This window comes from Sphingomonas sp. PP-CE-3A-406, assembly GCF_003688625.1.
Taxonomy (GTDB): Bacteria; Pseudomonadota; Alphaproteobacteria; order Sphingomonadales; family Sphingomonadaceae; genus Sphingomonas.
In genome coordinates this window covers 1-18,814 of record NZ_RCWY01000003.1, presented here as the reverse complement: position 1 = coordinate 18,814, position 18,814 = coordinate 1, and the positions used below count along the sequence as shown (strand labels likewise).

At 65.8% G+C, this 18,814-nt stretch carries 19 protein-coding genes; 10 read left to right on the top strand and 9 right to left on the bottom strand.

Features of this window, described 5'->3' with window-relative positions; all coding sequences use genetic code 11:
• Positions 1-14: 14 nt before the first annotated feature.
• Positions 15-542, top strand: coding sequence for a peptidoglycan-associated lipoprotein Pal (gene pal / locus C8J44_RS11975; protein WP_121904750.1), 528 nt, complete (start codon positions 15-17; stop codon positions 540-542).
• A gap of 172 nt (positions 543-714) precedes the next feature.
• Here the strand turns inward: pal and C8J44_RS11970 are convergent, their stop codons facing one another.
• From C8J44_RS11970 to C8J44_RS11955, 4 genes are all read right to left on the bottom strand, one after another.
• Positions 715-1,566, bottom strand: coding sequence for a S1/P1 nuclease (locus C8J44_RS11970; RefSeq protein ID WP_121904749.1), 852 nt, complete (start codon positions 1,564-1,566; stop codon positions 715-717).
• Positions 1,563-2,483, bottom strand: coding sequence for an isoaspartyl peptidase/L-asparaginase family protein (locus tag C8J44_RS11965; protein ID WP_121904748.1), 921 nt, complete (start codon positions 2,481-2,483; stop codon positions 1,563-1,565). The genes C8J44_RS11970 and C8J44_RS11965 overlap by 4 nt, the downstream gene beginning before the upstream one ends.
• 2 nt (positions 2,484-2,485) lie before the next feature.
• Positions 2,486-3,619, bottom strand: coding sequence for an acyltransferase (locus C8J44_RS11960; protein WP_121904747.1), 1,134 nt, complete (start codon positions 3,617-3,619; stop codon positions 2,486-2,488).
• Between the two features lie 68 nt (positions 3,620-3,687).
• Entirely contained in the window at positions 3,688-4,209 is a 522-nt protein-coding gene (locus tag C8J44_RS11955; protein WP_121904746.1) for a DUF1993 family protein, read from the bottom strand.
• Between the two features lie 115 nt (positions 4,210-4,324).
• On the opposite strand from C8J44_RS11955, the gene ispG reads away from it, so the two are divergent.
• Genes ispG through C8J44_RS11935 form a run of 4 tightly spaced genes read left to right on the top strand, consistent with a single transcriptional unit; the run spans position 4,325 to position 7,440 of the window.
• Positions 4,325-5,461, top strand: a complete 1,137-nt coding sequence (gene ispG / locus C8J44_RS11950) for a flavodoxin-dependent (E)-4-hydroxy-3-methylbut-2-enyl-diphosphate synthase (RefSeq protein WP_121904745.1) — start codon at positions 4,325-4,327, stop codon at positions 5,459-5,461.
• A gap of 20 nt (positions 5,462-5,481) precedes the next feature.
• On the top strand, positions 5,482-6,027 hold the full coding sequence (locus tag C8J44_RS11945; RefSeq protein WP_147453194.1) for a hypothetical protein: 546 nt from the start codon (positions 5,482-5,484) through the stop codon (positions 6,025-6,027).
• A 40-nt stretch (positions 6,028-6,067) separates the two neighbouring features.
• The gene (locus C8J44_RS11940) at positions 6,068-6,967 is read left to right on the top strand and encodes a DMT family transporter (protein WP_121904743.1); all 900 of its coding nucleotides are present in this window, start codon (positions 6,068-6,070) and stop codon (positions 6,965-6,967) included.
• The gene (locus tag C8J44_RS11935; RefSeq protein ID WP_121904742.1) at positions 6,964-7,440 is read left to right on the top strand and encodes a GNAT family N-acetyltransferase; all 477 of its coding nucleotides are present in this window, start codon (positions 6,964-6,966) and stop codon (positions 7,438-7,440) included. Before C8J44_RS11940 ends, C8J44_RS11935 begins: the two co-directional genes overlap by 4 nt.
• Positions 7,441-7,562: 122 nt before the next feature.
• Here C8J44_RS11935 and ppa read toward each other — a convergent pair whose 3' ends face one another.
• The 3 genes from ppa to C8J44_RS11920 all read right to left on the bottom strand — a co-directional run bounded on the left by ppa (position 7,563) and on the right by C8J44_RS11920 (position 10,995).
• Positions 7,563-8,141: an inorganic diphosphatase gene (ppa, locus tag C8J44_RS11930; RefSeq protein ID WP_056053185.1), complete on the bottom strand. Its 579-nt coding sequence runs from the start codon at positions 8,139-8,141 to the stop codon at positions 7,563-7,565.
• Between the two features lie 74 nt (positions 8,142-8,215).
• The gene (locus C8J44_RS11925; RefSeq protein WP_121904741.1) at positions 8,216-10,129 is read right to left on the bottom strand and encodes a M61 family metallopeptidase; all 1,914 of its coding nucleotides are present in this window, start codon (positions 10,127-10,129) and stop codon (positions 8,216-8,218) included.
• A gap of 212 nt (positions 10,130-10,341) precedes the next feature.
• On the bottom strand, positions 10,342-10,995 hold the full coding sequence (locus C8J44_RS11920; RefSeq protein ID WP_121904740.1) for a DUF1345 domain-containing protein: 654 nt from the start codon (positions 10,993-10,995) through the stop codon (positions 10,342-10,344).
• Positions 10,996-11,044: 49 nt separating this feature from the next.
• On the opposite strand from C8J44_RS11920, the gene hisS reads away from it, so the two are divergent.
• The 4 genes from hisS to C8J44_RS11900 all read left to right on the top strand — a co-directional run bounded on the left by hisS (position 11,045) and on the right by C8J44_RS11900 (position 15,913).
• The gene (gene hisS / locus C8J44_RS11915; RefSeq protein WP_259466836.1) at positions 11,045-12,382 is read left to right on the top strand and encodes a histidine--tRNA ligase; all 1,338 of its coding nucleotides are present in this window, start codon (positions 11,045-11,047) and stop codon (positions 12,380-12,382) included.
• Positions 12,379-13,452: a peptide chain release factor 1 gene (gene prfA / locus C8J44_RS11910; protein ID WP_056053173.1), complete on the top strand. Its 1,074-nt coding sequence runs from the start codon at positions 12,379-12,381 to the stop codon at positions 13,450-13,452. The genes hisS and prfA overlap by 4 nt, the downstream gene beginning before the upstream one ends.
• Before the next feature lie 126 nt (positions 13,453-13,578).
• A complete protein-coding gene (gene prmC / locus C8J44_RS11905; protein WP_060525920.1) occupies positions 13,579-14,397 on the top strand; it encodes a peptide chain release factor N(5)-glutamine methyltransferase in 819 nt (272 codons plus the stop codon).
• Between the two features lie 256 nt (positions 14,398-14,653).
• A complete protein-coding gene (locus tag C8J44_RS11900; protein ID WP_121904739.1) occupies positions 14,654-15,913 on the top strand; it encodes a DUF4167 domain-containing protein in 1,260 nt (419 codons plus the stop codon).
• A 246-nt stretch (positions 15,914-16,159) separates the two neighbouring features.
• Here the strand turns inward: C8J44_RS11900 and C8J44_RS11895 are convergent, their stop codons facing one another.
• Positions 16,160-16,438: a hypothetical protein gene (locus C8J44_RS11895; RefSeq protein WP_121905424.1), complete on the bottom strand. Its 279-nt coding sequence runs from the start codon at positions 16,436-16,438 to the stop codon at positions 16,160-16,162.
• A 74-nt stretch (positions 16,439-16,512) separates the two neighbouring features.
• Here C8J44_RS11895 and C8J44_RS11890 point away from each other — a divergent pair, with 74 nt between their 5' ends.
• Positions 16,513-16,944 carry a CBS domain-containing protein gene (locus C8J44_RS11890; RefSeq protein ID WP_121904738.1) on the top strand — a complete coding sequence of 144 codons (432 nt, stop codon included), beginning with the start codon at positions 16,513-16,515 and terminating at the stop codon, positions 16,942-16,944.
• Positions 16,945-16,959: 15 nt separating this feature from the next.
• On the opposite strand, the gene C8J44_RS11885 is transcribed toward C8J44_RS11890, so the two are convergent.
• On the bottom strand, positions 16,960-18,423 hold the full coding sequence (locus C8J44_RS11885) for a lipopolysaccharide biosynthesis protein (protein ID WP_404969224.1): 1,464 nt from the start codon (positions 18,421-18,423) through the stop codon (positions 16,960-16,962).
• Between the last annotated feature and the right edge of the window lie 391 nt (positions 18,424-18,814).

Below are 18,814 nucleotides of genomic sequence, written 5' to 3'. Positions count from 1 at the left end.
ACGGGAGACTGTCTATGTCGAAGCTTTCCAACATCTTGCTCGCATGTACCGCGTTGATCGCCGTTTCGGGTTGCGCGAAGAAGCGTCCCGCCGTGTTGCCGCCCGCACCGGTCGACAACAATGCCGCTGTCGATCCCAATGCGGGCCAGAACAACGGCAATGTCGACGGCGCGATCGTGCCGGGGTCGGATGCCGATTTCCAGCGCTCGGTCAGCTCGAACACGGTGAATTTCGGGCTCGACATGTACGACATCGATCCGACCGCACGCGCGATCCTCGACAGCCAGGCGCAGTGGCTGGCGAAGTTCCCGAACCAGCGCATCACGATTGAAGGCCATGCCGACGAGCGTGGCACGCGCGAGTATAACCTCGCGCTCGGCGATCGTCGTGCGAACGCGACCAAGAACTATCTGGCCGCCAAGGGCGTTTCGTCGTCGCGGATGACGACGATCAGCTACGGCAAGGAGCGCCCGGTAGCGATGGGGTCGGATGATCAGAGCTGGGCGGCGAACCGTCGGGCTGTGACGGTGGTGCTGAACTAAGATTTGTCGCGGCAGTCCCTCTCCCCTCCGGGGAGAGGGAAGGAGGAGCCACTTGGCGACGGGAGGGTGAGGGGCTGTTGGGACGGAAGGTCCGAGCCTCGAGCCCCTCACCCTCCCACGTGCAAGAGCCCGCGGGCCCCTCCCTCTCCCCGGTGGGGAGAGGGTAAGTGGCTCAGCCCAGCGCCTTGTCGAGCAGTTTCGCCAACCGAATACCCCCGCGGCGGATTTCTTCGCGCGACACCGGGACCATCTTCGCGATCGTCGCATCGTCCATCTTCACCCGCGCCGGCACTGTACCGCACGCGTCGCCGCCAAGCGCCGCCGCATACGCCGTATGCGCGGCTTCCCAGGATTCACGGCTCCAGTCGGTAACCGTCCCCGCGCCGATCTTCGTTCGCTCGGCCGCCGGATAGCGCCTTACCAGAGAGGGCGGCGTCGAGATCGCGCGCTCCGCCAGCGGTCCGTCCCAGATCGAATGCAGGTTGAACCGCGCGGGGCCATAGATCCCGTAATCCGCCTTCACGTCGTTGCCGCCCTTGTCGTGCCGGTCGCCCGCGTGGAGCGGCTGATGCAGATCGCCGACGAAGTGGATCAGGAACGCCAGCGCCTGGACGCGGTCCTTCGGCGAAGTGGTGCGATCCCTCAGCAGCGTCACGTCGCGGTCGATCTGGACCGAGACGCAATTGCCGTCCTTGCACGCGGGCGTCAGGTCAAACGGCGCGCAGACGTCGGCATCCTGGAAATGCCAGGTATAGGCGAACCCGAACCGCGACTTGCCGTCGGCGGTCTTGAGCGGCTTGATGCAGTCGGCCCAGACGCTGGCCTCCTCGATCGTGCCGGCCGGACACTCGGGCGTGCCGAGCAGCGCCTGTTGCGCGAGCAGCTTGCGGATCGCAGCCTTGGTCTTCGGCGTGACGTTGGCATAGGCAATCTGCGCGACGGTCTGGTGGCCGTACTCCCAGAACGCGGTGGCGGGGGAGGCGAGGCCGAGCAGAGCCGCGGCGGCGAGGAGATAGCGCTTCATGCCGGCTCGTTAGCGTAGATCGCGACGGTCCGGCTACCCTCGGACGACGCGCGTCCGCGGTACATGCCGATGGTGTTGAAACCCCACGCCATGTCGCCGTCCGGCCCCGCGACGATCACCCCGCCGGTGCCGCCAAGCGCCTTCACTTCGGCCAGCACCGCATCGGCGGCGATCTGGAGCGACTCGCCCGACAGGCGCACGCGCGCGGCGATCTCGTGGCCGACGCCGACGCGAAGGAAGAACTCGCCCGAGCCGGTGCAGGACACGGCACACGCACGATCGTCTGCAAACGTGCCTGCGCCGATCACCGGGGTATCGCCGATTCGGCCCCAGCGCTTGCCGGTGACGCCGCCGGTCGAGGTGGCGGCGGCGACATGGCCATGCGTATCGCAAGCTACCGCGCCGACGGTGCCGTATTTCATGTCGACGTCGAACCCGCCGCCATCGGTCTGGAACTCCGCGAACTGGCGACGCCGTTCGTCGGTGGCGAACCAGTCCGCATCGGCTTGCGGCAATTCCCGATCGCGGGAGAATGCGTCGGCGCCCTTGCCGGCGAGGAAGACGTGGCGGCCGTCGTCGAGGATCGCGCGGGCTAGGCCAACGGGGTTGCGCGTGGCGGTGGCTGCGGCAACGGCCCCCGCCGCCCGCGTGCGACCGTCCATGATCGCGGCGTCGAGCTCCAGCGTGCCGTCATGCGTGAAGACCGCGCCGCGCCCCGAGTTGAAGTGCGGGTCGTCCTCCAGCACGCGGACCGCCGCCTCGACCGCATCCAGCGCGCTACCGCCGTCCGCCAGCACCTTCGAGCCCGTGTCGAGCGCGCGCGACAGGCCGGCTCGCGCGCCTGCATCCTGCTCGGGCGAGACCATCTCGCTGTCGAGTTTGCCGGCGCCGCCGTGGATGACGAGGGTCCAGGTCATGCTTAATCTTTCGAGGGTAGGGCGCGGAGGCCGATGAGGGGACGGAGCGGCGCGATGCTGCGGCCGATGACGTAGAACGCAATGCAGCCGATCGTCGTCGCGACGAGCAGGCATGCGAACTCCGCCCAGCCTGGGAGACCGGCGGGGAGGAGCGCATACATCACGAGAACGATGATCGTCTGGTGGATCAGGTAGAAGGGGAACACCGCTTCGGTCAGCACCGGGCGCCAGCGATGGTCGCGGTTCCAGTGGCGTTCGGCGATCCCGATCAGCGCGATGATCGCGCCCCATTGCTCGAGCGCGTGCGCGACGCCGTAGGGCATGTAGACCCAGCGCGGCGCTTCGATGTCGCCCGGCCAGTGCAGTTCGACGGTGATGATGAAGACGTAGCCGAGCACCGCCGCGACCGCGCCCGGTTTCCACCATCGCGCGATCGCCGCCATCGCGGCTTCGGACCGCGCAAGCCCGAAGCCGAACAGGAAGGCGGGGAAATAGGTGACGTGCGCGACCCAGTCGCCGACCAGCTCCTGCGTCTCGGCGGCCATCTGGAACCACCAGGCGTGGACGAAGATCAGCCACGCGACCGGCAGCACTAGGGCGCCCCAGCCGCCGAACACCCGGTCGAACGCGCGTTGCAGCCAGTCGCCGCGCACGACGATCAGCCCGAGCGTCAGGACCGCGGTATAGGCCCAGAGATAGACCACGAACCAGAGGTGGTTCCAGGTCGGCAGCGACAGCCCGGCGAGCGTGTCGAAGCGGAAATAATCGTGGCTCCAGAACATCCAGTAACTGCCGGCATACGCGTGCTTGGTGACCAGCTCGACCCAGGGTTGCGGCGGGACAATGACGACGATCCCGAACAGCAAAGGCACCAGCAGCCGGGAACAGCGATTGGCGAAGAACCCGCCGACGCCGCGCGACCGGGCGAGCAGCGCGCGGCTGGCATAGCCCGAGACGACGAACAGCAGCGTCAGCCGCCACGCGTTGCTAGCCAGCATCGGCAGCCGCACCCAGTCCTCGACATGGAGCGACTTCACATGGAAGTTCCACGGCACGAAGACCATGCCGATATGGTAGAGGATCAGCAGCGCGAACGCACCGATCCGCAGCCAGTCCATGCCATAATGCCGCGTCATCGCGCGGCCCTACGGGGCGGGGAGCGGGGCCGCAAGCGTCGGGCGGCTAAGGCGTTCCCCGCGCCGGTTCACGCCTTCATGCGCGGCGTACCCATGAAGTCGCGCTTGCCGATCGGCACGCCCTGCGCGCGCAGGATCGCGTAGGCGGTGCTGGCGTGGAAGTAGAAGTTGGGCTGCGAGAACGAGAGCAGGAAGTTCGCGCCGGTGAACGGCATGACGAACGTGCCGAACTCGAAGGTGGTGTCGTTGTCCGCGAGCGCATCGAAGGTGTCGCGGTCGATCCCCTCCAGCGTAGCGATCGCGTCGCGCATCACCTTGTGGAGACCCGCAAAATCGGTAGGCCAGGCCGAGCGGTCGGGCGCGAAAGTGCCGGCGCGGACGCCTTCGATCCCGCCGACCGAATGCCCAGCGCAGGCCTTAACCTGGTAGCCGAACGGCAGCATGTCGTCGGCGAGCTTCGCGTCGATCAGCGTCGCGGGTTCGATACCGCGCTCGACGGCGAACGCTTCCGCCTTGTCGAGCAGCGCGTCGACCGCACGGAGAATCTGGAGGTTCGAGGGAATCGTCGCATCGTACAGGGACAGGGTCATCGCGTTCGCTCCTAAAGCCGTGCGCCGCTATGGCTGACGATCGCTACTCCGGCCAGCGATGTTCCGTTCCAGCGCGCAAGTCGCTATATAGGCCTTGAACTCCCGAGGAATTCCCATGTCCCTTCGTCCCTGGCGCGATATCACCCGCCGCAAGAGCCGCCAGATCATGGTCGGCAACGTCCCCGTCGGCGGCGATGCGCCGGTCACGGTGCAGACGATGACCAACACGCCGACCGACGACGTGCGCGCGACGGTCGACCAGATCCGCCGCTGCGAGGACGCGGGCGTCGACATCATCCGGGTGAGCTGCCCCGACGTCGAATCGACCGCTGCGCTCAAGCAGATCGTCCGCGCCAGCCGCGTGCCGATCGTCGCGGATATCCATTTCCACTACAAGCGCGCGTTGGAAGCCGCCGATGCGGGCGCGGCGTGCCTGCGGATCAACCCCGGCAATATCGGCTCCGCGGCGCGTGTGAAGGAGGTCGTCGATGCGGCCAAGTCCAATGGCTGCGCGATCCGGATCGGCGTCAACGGCGGTTCGCTCGAGCGGCATCTGCTCGAGAAATACGGCGAGCCTTGCCCCGATGCGCTGGTCGAGTCGGCGATGGATCACATCAAGCTGCTGCAGGACCACGACTTTCACGAGTTCAAGGTCGCGGTGAAGGCGTCCGACCTGTTTCTCGCGGTGGCGGCGTACCAGCAGCTCGCCGAGCAGGTCGATTGCCCGCTGCATCTCGGCATCACCGAGGCGGGCGGGTTCGTCGGCGGCACGGTGAAGTCGGCGATCGGGATGGGCAGCCTGCTCTGGTACGGCATCGGCGACACGATCCGCGTCTCGCTTTCGGCCGAACCGGAGGAGGAAGTCCGCGTCGGCTTCGAGATCCTCAAGGCGCTCGGCATCCGCAACCGCGGCGTCCGCGTCGTGTCGTGCCCGTCGTGCGCGCGCCAAGGCTTCGACGTGATCCGCACCGTGCAGGCGCTTGAGGAGCGATTGCAGCATATCCGCACGCCGATGTCGCTGTCCGTGCTCGGCTGCGTCGTAAACGGCCCGGGCGAAGCGCGCGAAACCGACATCGGCATCACCGGCGGCGGCAACGGCAAGCACATGGTGTATCTGTCGGGGGTGACCGACCACCACGTCCAGGACGCCGACATGGTCGACCATATCGTCCGGCTGGTCGAGGCGAAGGCGGCTGAGATCGAGGCGGCGGACGAGGCGATGGCTGCACTGGTGCCTGTGGCCGCGGAATAATGGGCTTTCGGGTTTCTTGGATGGCGGTAAGCGGCGTGAACTCGGATGCGTTGCTGGCGCATTTCGGATTTCGGGATACCGGAGTGCTTGATGCAGCGAACGAGGCGCTCTTTTCTATCGCCGAACTTGCGACCGGCTGGACTGTGTTATGGTCCAATGACGAAGCCTTTGCCAGTGATGAGACGGCGGCTCTATTGTCGCAGTACGGGCCCGTGCTCGCGGTATGCGTCAACGAAACATGCATGCACTCGACTGCTGTTATGTTCGAAAACAAAACTTCGCGCTGGCGTTTGCATCACGAGGGGGACAAGGTCCTTGATCACTTAGTTATCGAAGGCAATCTTCCGTTTCAGGCTTCGGCTATGATCGCTGATTTGCGAGCAAAGCAGGCGCACGCGACGGATGTAGATTTTATGTTTGATATTCCGCTTGAGGTCGCTCGCTCGATCTGCGGATTTAAGCATGATCTAACAGAGCTAGACGGGATTGAGCCGGCCTTCACAGTCGTAGAAGCTGGAGGGCAAAGGCGACAAACTGGCTTGTGGAACCGCCTGATGGGGCGTTGAACTTGCTGCCGCCGGTCATGTTCGGAGCCGGCCGTTGTCAATGACGGCACGCACCGTTTCCCCAGCTTTGGCCTTCGCGATCGCCGCGCTGGGCATCGGCCTGTTCTCCATGATGGATGCGGTGATGAAGTTGCTCGTGCTGGCGATCGGCGTCTATAACGCGCTGCTCTGGCGGCAGATGATCAGCGTCGGGCTCGGTGCGGTCGCGTGGAAGCTCGGCAATAGCGGGCGGCCGAGCGGGCGCGCGCTGAAGCTGCATCTGGCGCGCGGACTGGTGACCACTGCGATGGCGGTGCTGTTCTTCTGGGGGCTCGCGCGCGTGCCGATGGCGCAGGCGATTTCGCTGACCTACATCGCGCCGATCCTCGCGCTGTTGCTCGCCGCAGTGACGCTGGGCGAGCGCGTCGGGTGGAAAACGTTCGTCGCGTCGATCGCTGCGCTTGGCGGCGTGCTGGTGGTGGTGATCGGGCAGGGGCGCGAGGTGCCTGGGCCCGAGACGTTCCATGGTACGCTCGCGATCCTCGGCTCGGCGGTGCTGTATGCGGTCAACCTCGTTATCGCGCGATTGCAGAGCCAGGCCGCGCGGCCAGGGGAGATCGCGTTCTTCCAGGCGCTCGTCATCACCGCGACGCTTACGTTGGCGGCGCCCTGGCTGGCGGTGGTGCCCGAGGCGGCGCAGTGGCCCAAGCTCATACTCGCCGCCGGCCTGGCGACCTCGTCGCTGTGGCTGCTCGGCTGGGCCTATGCGCACGGCGATACCGGGTTCCTGGCGACCACCGAATACACGTCGTTCGTCTATGCCGCGGCGCTGGGTTTCCTGGTGTTCGGCGAACGGGTATCGGCGTTCACGCTGGCGGGTGCGGCGATCATCGTCGTCGCGTGCCTGTACGCGGCGCGGCGGCGTGACATCGCGCAGACATCGATCGAGGCTAGTGCATGACCGTCATCCGTTCCGCCACCGTCGCCGATGTCGGCACTATCCTGCGCTTCGTCCGCGAACTCGCCGCGTTCGAGCGCGAGCCGGATGCGGTCGAGGCGACCGAGCCGATGCTGACGGAGGCGTTGTTCGGCGAGCGGCCCGCCGCAGAGGCGGTGATCGCGGAGACTGCGCAAGGCCCCCTCGGGTTCGCGCTGTTCTTTCACAATTTCTCGACGTGGACGGGCCAGCGCGGGCTGTATCTCGAGGATCTGTACGTCACACCGGGTTCGCGCGGGCAGGGGGTCGGCGGCGCGCTGCTGGCGCATCTGGCCGGCGTGGCGCTCGATCGCGGATGCGCGCGGTTCGAATGGTCGGTGCTCGACTGGAATGCCGATGCGATCGCGTTCTATCGGAAAGTCGGCGCGGTCGGGATGGAGGACTGGACGATCCAGCGGATGTCCGGGGATGCGCTGGTGAGGTTGGCGGGGCGGTAGCCCTATCGTCATGCCGGACTGGTTCCGGCATCCACCGTTCCGCACACTCGATGGTTTCGATCGTGCGGAACGGTGGACCCCGGAACAAGTCCGGGGTGACGAGGCCTGCGTAACGGCGGCGCTTACCGCCCTGCGGCGTCGTCCGAATTCATCGGCTCCTTGCCCTTCGCCTTCTCGGCCTCATAGCGCTCGATCGCCTCGATCGTGACGCGCTTGGCTTCCTCGGCGTCGCCCCACTTGCCGACGCGGACCCACTTCGTCTTCTCGAGGTCCTTGTAGTGCGTGAAGAAGTGCTCGATCTGCTCGAACACGATTTCGGGCATGTCGGCACGCTCGCCGATGTTGGCGTAATACGGGAACACCGCATCGACCGGCACGCAGACGAGCTTCTCGTCGCCGCCGGCTTCGTCCTCGAGGTTCAGCACCGCGATCGGCCGCGCGCGGACGACGCAGCCTGGGATGAACGGCGAGCGCGCGATCACGAGTGCATCCAAAGGATCGCCATCGGGGCTGAGCGTATGCGGCACGAAGCCGTAGTTCGCCGGATAGCGCATCGGCGTGTGGAGGATGCGATCGACGAACAGCGCGCCCGATGCCTTGTCGAACTCGTACTTCACGGGCTCGCCGCCGGTCGGCACTTCAATGATGACGTTCAGGTCCTCGGGCGGGTTCTTGCCGGTCGGGATGAGATCGATACGCATGGCGGTCCTTTCGATATGACGATGCCGGCGCTTCTCGTCAGGGAGAGCCGCCGGCACCGATAGATTTCAAAGGCTCAACGCGGCGTCAGCAGCTTGTCGAGCCCGCCTTCCCCTGTACCGACCTTCTGGAGGCGCGGATAGCGCGGCCCGTCATGGTAATCGAGCGTGATGTCCCGGAATCGGTCGTTGTTCTTCACAGTCAGGCGAATCGGCGCCTTCGTTCCCCGCGCCGCGAGGATCGCCGCCTTGATCCGATCGGACGAATAGGCCTCGCTGTTGACCGCCTCGATTTCGGTGCCGACGTCGAGGCCGGCCTTGAACGCGGGGCTGTCCCAGATCGATGTGGTGACCACGCCCTCCTTGTTGATCACCAGCCCTAGCGAATAGCTGACATCGGTGCCGCGGGTCTTCTCGACCTGCTTCAGATACGGGCTCTGCTCGGGGCCGTAGACCAGCTTGTAGCCGTTCATCGCGAAGCCGTTGATCGGCGCGGGCTTGCCCGTCTCGGTCAGCCGCGTGTCGAGGAATGTCGCCCAGTCATAGGGGACGATACCGTTCAGCGTCTTCGCGACGTCTGCGAAGGTGTAGGTCAGCTCGCCGTAATCACCGTCGCGGACGCCGAAGAACGCTTTTGCGAAATCGTCGATCGACTTGGTGCCGTTCGACTTCTGGCGGAGCATCGCGTCGACCTCCATCCAGACCATCAGGCCCTCGTTGTAGTAATCCTCCGAACGCTGCCAGCTGGTCCAGCCCTTCGGTTTCCGCGCCGAGATCACCGGGTCATTCGTCGTGTCGATCAGCGGGCGCCATTCACGACCCTTCGCGCTGTCGTAGATGCCCAGGATCGCGGCATAGCCGTCGAGCGTGTCCTGCTTGCTGACCAGCCCCGAGCGCGCCTGGAGCACATAGCCCCAGAACTGCGTCTGGCCTTCGTACACCCACAGCAGCGAATCGCGCATCGGCGTGCGGAAGTCTGGGGTCCACAGGTCGGCGCCGCGGCGGAACTTGCCGTCCCAGCTGTGCGTGAACTCGTGCGGCAACAGGTTGCGCGCCGCGGCGCCCGTATCCCATTCGGTGAAATATCCCGGCTTCACGCCATCCTCGGAACTGCGGTGATGTTCGAGGCCGATCCCGCCGAGCAGATCGCTGATCGACAGCAGGAAGTGGTAATGATCGTAATGCTGCGCGCCGAAAGTCTTGGCGGCCTGGTCGACGAGGCGCTTGTGCGCGTCGATCTGTTCGGTCTTGGCGGCGAGCTGGTCGGGGCTGTCGGCGAAGACGTCGAGATCGACCTTCGGGCTGAGCGGCCAGACCCTGCCGTATTTACCCGCCAGCGTCGGCGAATCGACGAGGATCTCGTAGTTGGTGGTGTCGTAGCTGTAGGTCGATCCCGAGACCTTCGCCGGCACCGCACCCGCGGCGGTCCAGCCGGTCGGATAGGTGACGGTCATCTTGATCGGGATCTGGCGCGTGAAATAGCCCGCCGGATACAGGCTGACGAGGTTCGGCTCGAGGCTGACCATCGTCGGCGTCATCACGACCCTGCCCTGATCGCCCTTGGTCGCCGACACGAACTGGAACTCGGCGACGAGGGTCTTCGCACCGGTCGGCACATCGATGTGGAACGCGAAGACGTCGACCGGATCGCGCGTCCAGGGCACGATCTTGCCGTTCGCGCGGATCACGAGGCCCGCGAGCTTCTCGATCTCGCCACGGGGAGAATGTGCGCCGGGCAGCCACTTAGGATAGAGCAGCGCCATCGGGCCCGACTTGGCGACCGGAATCGTCTCCTTCACGCGAAAGATGCCGCGCTCGGTATCGGTCGCATCGACGTCGAGCAGCAGCGTGCCGGGGTAGGGCGTGTCGACTGCATCGGGGATCGTGTCGACGAACGGCACCGGCTGCGGCGCGGTGTTGCCCGCGGGGACCTGCGCAAATGCGGGAGCGGCGGACGCGAGCAGGGATGCGACGATAAGCTTGCGGATCAAGGAAGGGCCTTCCGGCTGAGAGACGATGACACGAGGTGTAATCGCGATAAAGGGCAGCCGTCCAGTCCTTTACGGGGTGCGGTCCTAGTCCCTGCGCTCGCCAAATTCCTTCCCGTCATCCTGACGAAAGTCAGGACCCAGAGCCACATGGTGCAGCGCCCGTAACCCTGGGTCCTGACTTTCGTCAGGATGACGGAGTGGGTAGGCAGAGCTCAGCCAGCACTCCCGAGCACGTTGATCGTGAACGCCAGCACGCCGATGTTAAACACGAACGCCGCCATGCACTGGCCGAGCGCCGCCTTGCGCACCCGCCGCGAGGTGATCTGTACGTCGGAGGTCTGGAACGTCATCCCCAGCGTGAACGCGAAATAGGCGAAATCCCAGTAGTCGGGCTCGTCGCAGCTCGGAAAGTCGAGGCCCTTGGCATCCTTCCCGTCGGGATCGTCGACATAGAACAGATGCGCATAGTGCAGCGTGTAGATCATGTTCGAGAACAGCCACGCGAGCGCCAGCGTCGTGATCGTCAGCGCGATCCCGACCGCATCGTTCTTGCCCTGCAATTCCTTCGCCACCGCGACGAGGATGACGAGCATGATCGTCCCGCTGAACCCGAGCAGCACCGCGCGGTTGGCGTCGTTCTCTTCCGCCGCGCGGCGCATGCGCTCGGCGGTGGCATTGCGGAACAAGGTCGAGACCGCGATCAGGAATACGACCGCGGCGACGTCGAACGCGGCCATCGTGCCGCGCCCGAGCCCGAAGCGCGGGATCATCGCGGCGAGGCCGATCGCGAAGACCAGCACGAACAGGATGAAGCGCGGCGGGGCAACGCGTTGGCCGAGACCCCAATATCTGGCTTTTTCAGTCATGCCACAGCGCTAGCGCTTCGTGGGCACGTCGCCTAGATACGCGCGCATCATGGCTAAGATTGAAACCCCGCGCCGCATCCGTGGCACCCAGGACATTTTCGGCGACGAGCAGCGCCGGTTCGCGCATGTCCTGTCGACGTTCGAGAAGGTGCGGGCGCTGTATTGCTTCCAGCGGATCGATATCCCGGTGTTCGAGTCGACGGCGGTGTTCGCACGCTCGCTCGGCGAGACGACCGATGTCGTGTCGAAGGAAATGTACACGTTCGAGGATCGCGGCGGGGATTCGCTGACGCTCCGCCCCGAGTTCACCGCCGGTATTGCCCGCGCCTATCTGACCGAAGGCTGGCAGCAGTTCGCACCACTGAAGCTCACCACCAGCGGCCCGGTGTTCCGCTACGAGCGCCCGCAAAAGGGGCGGTTCCGCCAGTTCCACCAGATCGACGCCGAGGTGATCGGTGCGGCCGAGCCGGCGGCGGACGTCGAGCTGCTCGTGCTCGCGGACCAATTGCTGCGCGAACTCGGCATTTCAGAGGGCGTGACGTTGCAGCTCAACACGCTGGGCGACGCGACGACGCGCGATGCGTGGCGCGAGGCGCTGGTCGCGCATTTCGAGGCGCACCGCGGAGAGCTGTCGGAGGACAGCCTGACGCGGCTTGAGAAGAACCCGATGCGGATCCTCGACTCGAAGGACCCCCGCGACCGCCCGATCGCCGACAGCGCGCCGGATATCGATGCGTATTTGACCCCCGAGGCACGCGCGTTCTTCGAGGCGGTGACCGCCGGGCTCGATGCGGCAGGCGTCGCATGGGAGCGCAACGCGCGGCTGGTCCGCGGTCTCGATTACTACCGCCACACCGCGTTCGAGTTCGTGACCGACCGGTTGGGCTCGCAGGGGACCGTGTTGGCGGGCGGGCGGTATGACGGGCTGATCGGCTCGCTTGGCGGGCCCGAGACGGCCGGCGTGGGCTGGGCTGCGGGTGTCGAGCGGTTGGCTATGCTCCTGGAAGAACCGGGAACTCTAGTTCCTGAAGTAACTGTCATCCCAGAATCGGCTCAAGCAGAACTGGTAGCTACGCGACTTCTTGCAACGTTGCGTATGGCTGGGTTGCGGGCGGACATGCCTTTCCGAGGAAACGCAAAAAGGCGATTCGAGCTCGCAGCCAAAACTGGATCGCTAAGCCGTTTGATAGTGACTGCTCCGCGGGTGGGGCCGACGGGATTACCAAACGTGGGTATTTCCGTGCGCGCCAATCATGAACACGAGGGTGGCGATCATCAGATCGAACGGGTTCTGAACCCGCTTCGCAATAATTTTTCGGTAAGCAGCGATTTAACTGCACCGAGAGGTTCTCAGTTCGACGCGGTTATTGAGCCTTGGGAAGCATGACCCAGATCTCCCCCGACCGCATCCGCGCGATCGAGGCGCGGCGTGACGAGCTCCAAGCTCTGATGTCGACCGGCGATCTCCCGTCGGACCGCTTCGTCGCGGTATCGAAGGAATATGCCGAGCTCGAACCCGTAGCCCAAGCCGCCACCGAAGTGCGCCGGTTGCGGCAGGAGGCGGAGAGCCTCGCGTTCATGGCCGAGGATGCCGACGACGAACTGCGCGCGATGGCGTCGGACGAGCTGCACGAGAACCGCACGCTGCTCGAGACCGCGGACCGCAAGCTCGCGCTCGCGCTGTTGCCGCGCGATTCCGCCGACGAGCGCTCGGCGATGCTCGAGGTCCGCGCTGGCACCGGTGGCGACGAAGCGGCGCTGTTCGCGGGCGACCTGTTCCGGATGTACCAGCGCTATGCCGAATCGCAGGGCTGGCGGGTCGAGATGATCTCCGGATCGTCGTCCGACGCGGGCGGCTTCAAGGAAGTCGTCGCCAGTGTCACCGGCCAAGGCGTGTTCGCCAAGCTTAAGTTTGAGAGCGGCGTCCACCGCGTCCAGCGCGTGCCGACGACCGAGGCGGGCGGCCGAATCCACACCTCGGCGGCGACCGTCGCGGTGCTGCCCGAGGCGGAGGAGGTCGACGTCAAGATCGACGACAAGGACCTGCGCATCGACGTCTATCGCTCGTCGGGCCCCGGCGGCCAGTCGGTCAACACGACGGACTCCGCGGTGCGGATCGTCCACATCCCGACCGGGCTGACCGTGATTCAACAGGACGAGAAGTCGCAGCACAAGAACAAGGCCAAGGCTTTGCGCGTGTTGCGGACGCGGCTGTACGAGGCGGAGCGCGATCGGTTGCACGCCGAGCGCGCGGGCGCGCGGAAGTCGATGGTCGGCTCGGGTGACCGGTCTGAACGCATCCGCACGTATAATTTCCCGCAAGGTCGCGTGACCGATCACCGCATCAACCTGACGCTCCACCGCTTGCCGGAGATCGTCGCGGGCGAGATGGACGAACTGATCGGCGCGCTGGTCGCGCAGGACGAAGCGGACCGCCTGGCGCAGCTCGATGGCTAAGCTTTCCCCAACCGCAAAGGCATTCCCCTTCCGCTTGCGGGAGGGGTTAGGGGAGGGGCTTCCCGCTAAGGGCATCGCTCGGTGACAGCCCCTCCCCCGACCCCTCCCGCAAGCGGGAGGGGAGCAGTGAGGACGGCGATCGCAACCGCCGCTGCGCAGTTCACCTTCTCCGCCACCCCGCGCCTCGACGCGGAACTCCTCATGGCGCACGCACTCGGCGTCGACCGCAACGCGATCCTCCTCGACCCGGATCGCTACGCCGTCCCCGAGACCTTCGCCGCGCTCGTCGACCGCCGCCTCAATCACGAGCCGATCGCCTACATCACTGGCACCCGCGGCTTCTGGTCGATCGACCTCGCCGTCGGCCCCGGCGCACTCGTCCCCCGCGCCGACAGCGAAACCCTCCTGATTGCAGCCCAAGCGCACTTCGTCGGCCGCGCCCCCGCAACAATACTCGACCTCGGCACCGGCCCCGGCACCTTGCTCCTCGCCGCGCTCGACGAATGGCCCGCGCAAGGCCTCGGCGTAGACTATTCCCCCCAAGCGCTCGCCTACGCCCACGCCAACGCCGCAACCCTCGGCGTCACCGACCGCGCGCGCTTCATCCGCGGCAGCTGGGCCAGCGCGATCGTCGGCCAGTTCGACCTGATCCTCGCCAACCCCCCCTACATCGCCACCGACGAACGCCTCGCAGCCGAAGTCCACGACCACGAACCCCACGCCGCGCTCTTCGCCGGCGCAGACGGGCTCGACGACTACCGCATCCTCGCAAAGCAACTCCCCGCGCTGATCGCCCCCGGCGGCGCGGCGGTGATCGAGATCGGCTCGACGCAGGCTCCCCCCGTCACCGCGTTGCTCGAAGCGCAGGGCCTGCACGTCGCGCTCCATCACGACTATGGCGGCAACGCGCGTGCGTTAGTGGCAACCCACGCCCCCGCGACTTGAACAATATGGCGCTAAACCTCACATTTCGCTTGTAGTAGGTCCCTTGCGGACGCTATCACGCGGGCAGGGGCACGCACTCTCGACGATTGGTCGGTTTAGAGCGATGACCCGCATCCTTCGCTTTGAGGTCGCTGCAGTCCGGCGGCCCTGGCAAGTTCGACGCACCGATCTCGTCTAGATCATCGGTGCGCGACGGGGGTTTGCACCGCATTTCGGAGCACGACCAGATTTTGGTTCGACGACTGAGGACACAAGCTTGATCAACAACCGGCAAGCCGGCCGCCGTCGCGGTCGTGGCAACAATAATAATGGCGGCGGCGGTAGTGGTGGCGGTCAACGCCAGGGTGGCGGCGGCGGCGGCCAGGGTGGTCGCGATACCGGCAACCGCATCGACAGCCGCGCGCGCGGCAACGCGAGCCAGCTGTACGAGAAGTACAAGAACCTCGCGCGCGACGCGCAGCAGCAGGGCGACCGCGTCAACATCGAATATTACCTCCAGTTCGCGGATCATTATTTCCGCGTCCTGAGCGAAACCCGCGCCCGCTTCGAAGAGAGCCAGCCACAGGCGCAGCAGCAGCCGCGCCGCCAGCAGCCGTTCGATCTCGACGGCGACGACGATTACGGCGACGAGGGCGAACCGATCCGCTCGGGCGAGCAGCAGGGTACGCCCGAGCAGTCGCGCAGCGAGAACGGTGGCCAGCAGAACGGCCAGTACCAGAACGCGCCCCGCCAGAATCGTGAGGGCCAAAATCGTGAGAACCAGGCTCGCGACAACCAGAATCGCGAGGACCGCCCTCAGCGTGACGATCGTCCGCAGCGCGAAGAGCGTCCGCGGTATGAGAACAACCGCTATGAGGGGCAGCGCAACGAGGCTCAGCCTCGCAACGAGGGCCAGCGCGAAGACCGCGTCCGTGGCGACAACCCGCGCAACCAGCGCAACGCCCCGCGTGACGTCCAACCACGCGACGACCGCAACGGCGAGGAGCAGGGCCAGGCTCGTGAAGCGCAGGCGCGTGAGACTCAGCAGCGCGAGACGCAGCCCCGCGACGAGCAGGTCCGCGAGCCCCGCGGCGAGTACCGCGACACGCCGCAGCGCGAGACGGTCCGCCGCACGCCCCGCGTGAGCGCGCCGGTCGCCAACGCCAACCAGGATTCGGAAGCCGACGCGGTTCGTTCGGTAACCGAATCCACCGAGCAGGCGGCGCAGTCGACCGAAGCCGTCGAGACGACGATACCCGTCGCCGCGACCGAGGAGCAGCCCCGCCGTCGCGGTCGCCCGCGCCGCGATCGCAGCCTCGACGCACCTGTAGCGCAAGATCAGGGCGGGCAGGACGAGCACGCCCCGACTGCGTTCGACGCGGATCGCCTGCCGCCGTCGCTCGGCATCTCGGCCACGGTCGCCCCTGCACCATCGCCGGCACCCGCAGCCGAAGCGGCTCCTGCCGACACCGTTGCCGAGGAAAAGCCCCGCCGCCGCCGCGTTCGCGCGGTACCGGACGAAGTTCAGGCTGGCTGAACCTCGCGCCGACGTCGGTCCGAGGATTGAAAAGGCCGGTACCGCTTCGCGCGGTGCCGGCCTTTTTCGTCGTTGGGGTTTTCCGGCAGGTGGATGGCTAATCGCCTCCCCCACCCGCTTGCGGGAGGGGCTGGGGGGTGGGCTCCCGCCATCCGCGTCCGCACTGGTCGAGATCGCGTGCCCACCCCCAACCCTCCCGCAAGCGGGTGGGGGGAAGAATGTACGCCATTTTAGCGCCGGCTTGCCTCAGTCGATCCGGGTAACGTCCTCGTCGTGCCCGCTGCCCGAACTGAGAAACGCGAGCCCCATCAGCAGGCCGGCCATCATCACCGATCCGCCAACCCCGCCGATTACCGCCAGCATCGTCACCAAATGCAGCGGCCCTTGGATATGCGCCATCGCCGCGATGATCGCCGCGACGCACACTGCGGCGGCTAGCACCATCCACGCCATGATGTCCCGGAACCGCGCCCAGGCAAACGCGGCATAGTCCGGGTCGTCCAGGCCGGGCGGCAAGTCGCTCATCGCTTCCCATTGCCGCGCAAACATGGTTTCTTCAATCCACGCGCTACAAAGACGCAAGAGATGGAGAGGCGAACATGACGATCGCGGCAATCCTGAGCGGCAAGGATGCAGGGGACGTCCTCTCGCTGCATCCCGATTCGACGGTGGCGGATGCGGTGGCGTTGCTCGCGGAAAAGCGGATCGGCGCGGCCCCAGTGATCGAGAACGGCCAGGTGGTCGGCATCTTCTCCGAACGCGACGTCATCCACTGCCTGCAATCGGACGGTGCCGCCGCGCTGGCGCGTCGGATCGGCGACGTGATGACCACCGCGGTGAAGTCGATCGGCCCCGCCGAGTCGGCGATCGGCGCGCTGTCGTTGATGACGCAGCGCCGGATCCGCCATCTGCCGGTGATCGACGGCGATACGCTGGTCGGGTTCGTCTCGATCGGCGATCTCGTCAAATACCGGATCGACCGGATCGAGGCGGACGCCGCGGCGATGCGCGAGTATATTCAGTCGGCTTAGCGTATGCGCGCCAGACTAGGCGGGCAGTGGCTGCTTCCTGGCGATCGCGATCACCTCGCGGATCGTGGCGCGTGCGAAGACCAGCATCCAGCTTGCGTATACCGCCGCACCGATCGGCACGAGTATCGCCAGCCGCCAGTGCGCGTCGAGCGGGGGCAGCGTGCGGTCGACCAGCCCGACCACCAGCGCCATCGCGATTCCACCGAACGCCGGCGCGGCGACTGCGGCGGCGACGTCTCTTGCGCGCACGCCGATCACCGGCAGGGTCCGCCACGCGCTGATCGACAGATACAGCGGATAGGCGAGGATCCACGCGACGCCCATGCCGGTCGGTCCCCAGTGTACGCCGACCAGGAACGCGCTGGCGAGAATGATCGCGCCGGTCGCGCCGTTCCGCACGCCGATCCCGGGGCGACCCCGCGCATCGGAGGCCGGCGTGAACAACACCTGCAACGTCATGAACGGCATCGCGAGCGCGAGCAGGTGCACCACCGGGGCCGTCTCGCGCCACTTCTCGCCGAGCATCGTCAGCACGAGTGGTTCGGAGGTCGCCGCCAGCCCCATGTAGAACGGCATCGCGACGATCATCACCATCCGCACGCCGCGCACGAACGCCCGGCCGATCGCATCCGGATCATGCTGCATTCGCGCATAGGCGGAGAAGGCGACCTCGTTCAGCGGCGGCACGAATTTCGAGACGAAGATCTGCGTCAGGAACAGGCTGGTGGTATAGATGCCGAGCGTGTGCGGCGAAAAGCTGCGTCCGGCGATGAAGACGTCGGCCTGGCTTTGCAGGAACCAGAACAGCTGGCTCGCGGCCATTACCCCGCCATAGCGCGCGATCGTCCCGGCCCCACGAAAATTGAAGCTCGGCCACACCAGCGAGCGCGCCGACCACGTCATCATTGCGCCGCGCACGCTGAACAGCACGATCGGCGCGAGCACCAGCGTCCAGACGCCCAGACCGTACATCGCGCCACCCAGCGCTGCGCTGGCCGATGCGACCGATGCGGTGATGTTAGCCTTCGCCTGGTGGCGAAAGTCCATCGCGCGCGACAGCAGGGCATAGGGAAGGGCAATGAACGGCGTCGTCAGATAGAGCAGCGCTTGGACGCGCAGCATGTCGCCGACGATCGGTTGCCGATAATATGCTGCAGCGAGCGGCGCTAGCGAGAGCTGGGCGATCGCAAGCGTCACGTTCAGTACGATCAGCATTCCGAACAGCTGCCGCACCTCGTGGTGGCTGATCTCCTTTTGCTGGATCAGCCCGCTCGCGAGGCCATAGCCATTGAGCATCGCCATGAAGGTGAGAACCACCTGGCACATCGCGAACAGCCCGTAATCCGCGGGGGCAAGAATCCGGATCACCAGGAAGGTGGCACTCCATTGCACCAGCTGCGCAACGATCTGGCTGCCCGAGCGCCAGATCAATGCGCTCCGGACTTGTCCGGCCAGCGAGGGCTGATCGTCGGCCGGCATCGAGGCAGGAGTCGCGGTATCCATCGTATCGGGCATGTAGCGATATGTCCCTTCACAACGGATTAAGGCGAGGCCTTAAAACGGTTGCGCTGCTGGGAATGGGCTGAGCCCCTGCGGTACTGAGGAAAAACAGCTCATATCCAACGCTATAGCTATGGCCGGTTCCGAGGCTGTGGGCGTCATAAACGCGTCAGCCGGCAAAAATTGCCACAAATGTGAAAGATTGTGTTTGACGCGAATCGGAACCCCGCCTAGAGGAGTGTCACCGCAGCGAACGGCCACACGGTCTGGACGCGGCGGTCGCAAAAAACCAGATGCTCCAAGCTTCTCGAGAGGGAGGTTATGCGAGTGTCGGTATTTTTGTCGGCTCTTTGACATTGTAGGTTAAGAT

Bases quoted from the DNA above. Each gene is read 5' to 3' on its own strand.
- C8J44_RS11945 (WP_147453194.1), top strand. From the start codon at position 5,482: ATGGCGGTAAGCGGCGTGAACTCGGATGCGTTGCTGGCGCATTTCGGA.
- pal (WP_121904750.1), top strand. From the start codon at position 15: ATGTCGAAGCTTTCCAACATCTTGCTCGCATGTACCGCGTTGATCGCC.
- ispG (WP_121904745.1), top strand. From the start codon at position 4,325: ATGTCCCTTCGTCCCTGGCGCGATATCACCCGCCGCAAGAGCCGCCAG.
- C8J44_RS11970 (WP_121904749.1), bottom strand. From the start codon at position 1,566: ATGAAGCGCTATCTCCTCGCCGCCGCGGCTCTGCTCGGCCTCGCCTCC.
- C8J44_RS11890 (WP_121904738.1), top strand. From the start codon at position 16,513: ATGACGATCGCGGCAATCCTGAGCGGCAAGGATGCAGGGGACGTCCTC.
- C8J44_RS11895 (WP_121905424.1), bottom strand. From the start codon at position 16,438: ATGAGCGACTTGCCGCCCGGCCTGGACGACCCGGACTATGCCGCGTTT.
- C8J44_RS11960 (WP_121904747.1), bottom strand. From the start codon at position 3,619: ATGACGCGGCATTATGGCATGGACTGGCTGCGGATCGGTGCGTTCGCG.
- C8J44_RS11940 (WP_121904743.1), top strand. From the start codon at position 6,068: ATGACGGCACGCACCGTTTCCCCAGCTTTGGCCTTCGCGATCGCCGCG.
- C8J44_RS11935 (WP_121904742.1), top strand. From the start codon at position 6,964: ATGACCGTCATCCGTTCCGCCACCGTCGCCGATGTCGGCACTATCCTG.
- C8J44_RS11955 (WP_121904746.1), bottom strand. From the start codon at position 4,209: ATGACCCTGTCCCTGTACGATGCGACGATTCCCTCGAACCTCCAGATT.
- hisS (WP_259466836.1), top strand. From the start codon at position 11,045: ATGGCTAAGATTGAAACCCCGCGCCGCATCCGTGGCACCCAGGACATT.
- C8J44_RS11965 (WP_121904748.1), bottom strand. From the start codon at position 2,483: ATGACCTGGACCCTCGTCATCCACGGCGGCGCCGGCAAACTCGACAGC.
- C8J44_RS11920 (WP_121904740.1), bottom strand. From the start codon at position 10,995: ATGACTGAAAAAGCCAGATATTGGGGTCTCGGCCAACGCGTTGCCCCG.
- prfA (WP_056053173.1), top strand. From the start codon at position 12,379: ATGACCCAGATCTCCCCCGACCGCATCCGCGCGATCGAGGCGCGGCGT.
- C8J44_RS11885 (WP_404969224.1), bottom strand. From the start codon at position 18,423: ATGCCGGCCGACGATCAGCCCTCGCTGGCCGGACAAGTCCGGAGCGCA.
- ppa (WP_056053185.1), bottom strand. From the start codon at position 8,141: ATGCGTATCGATCTCATCCCGACCGGCAAGAACCCGCCCGAGGACCTG.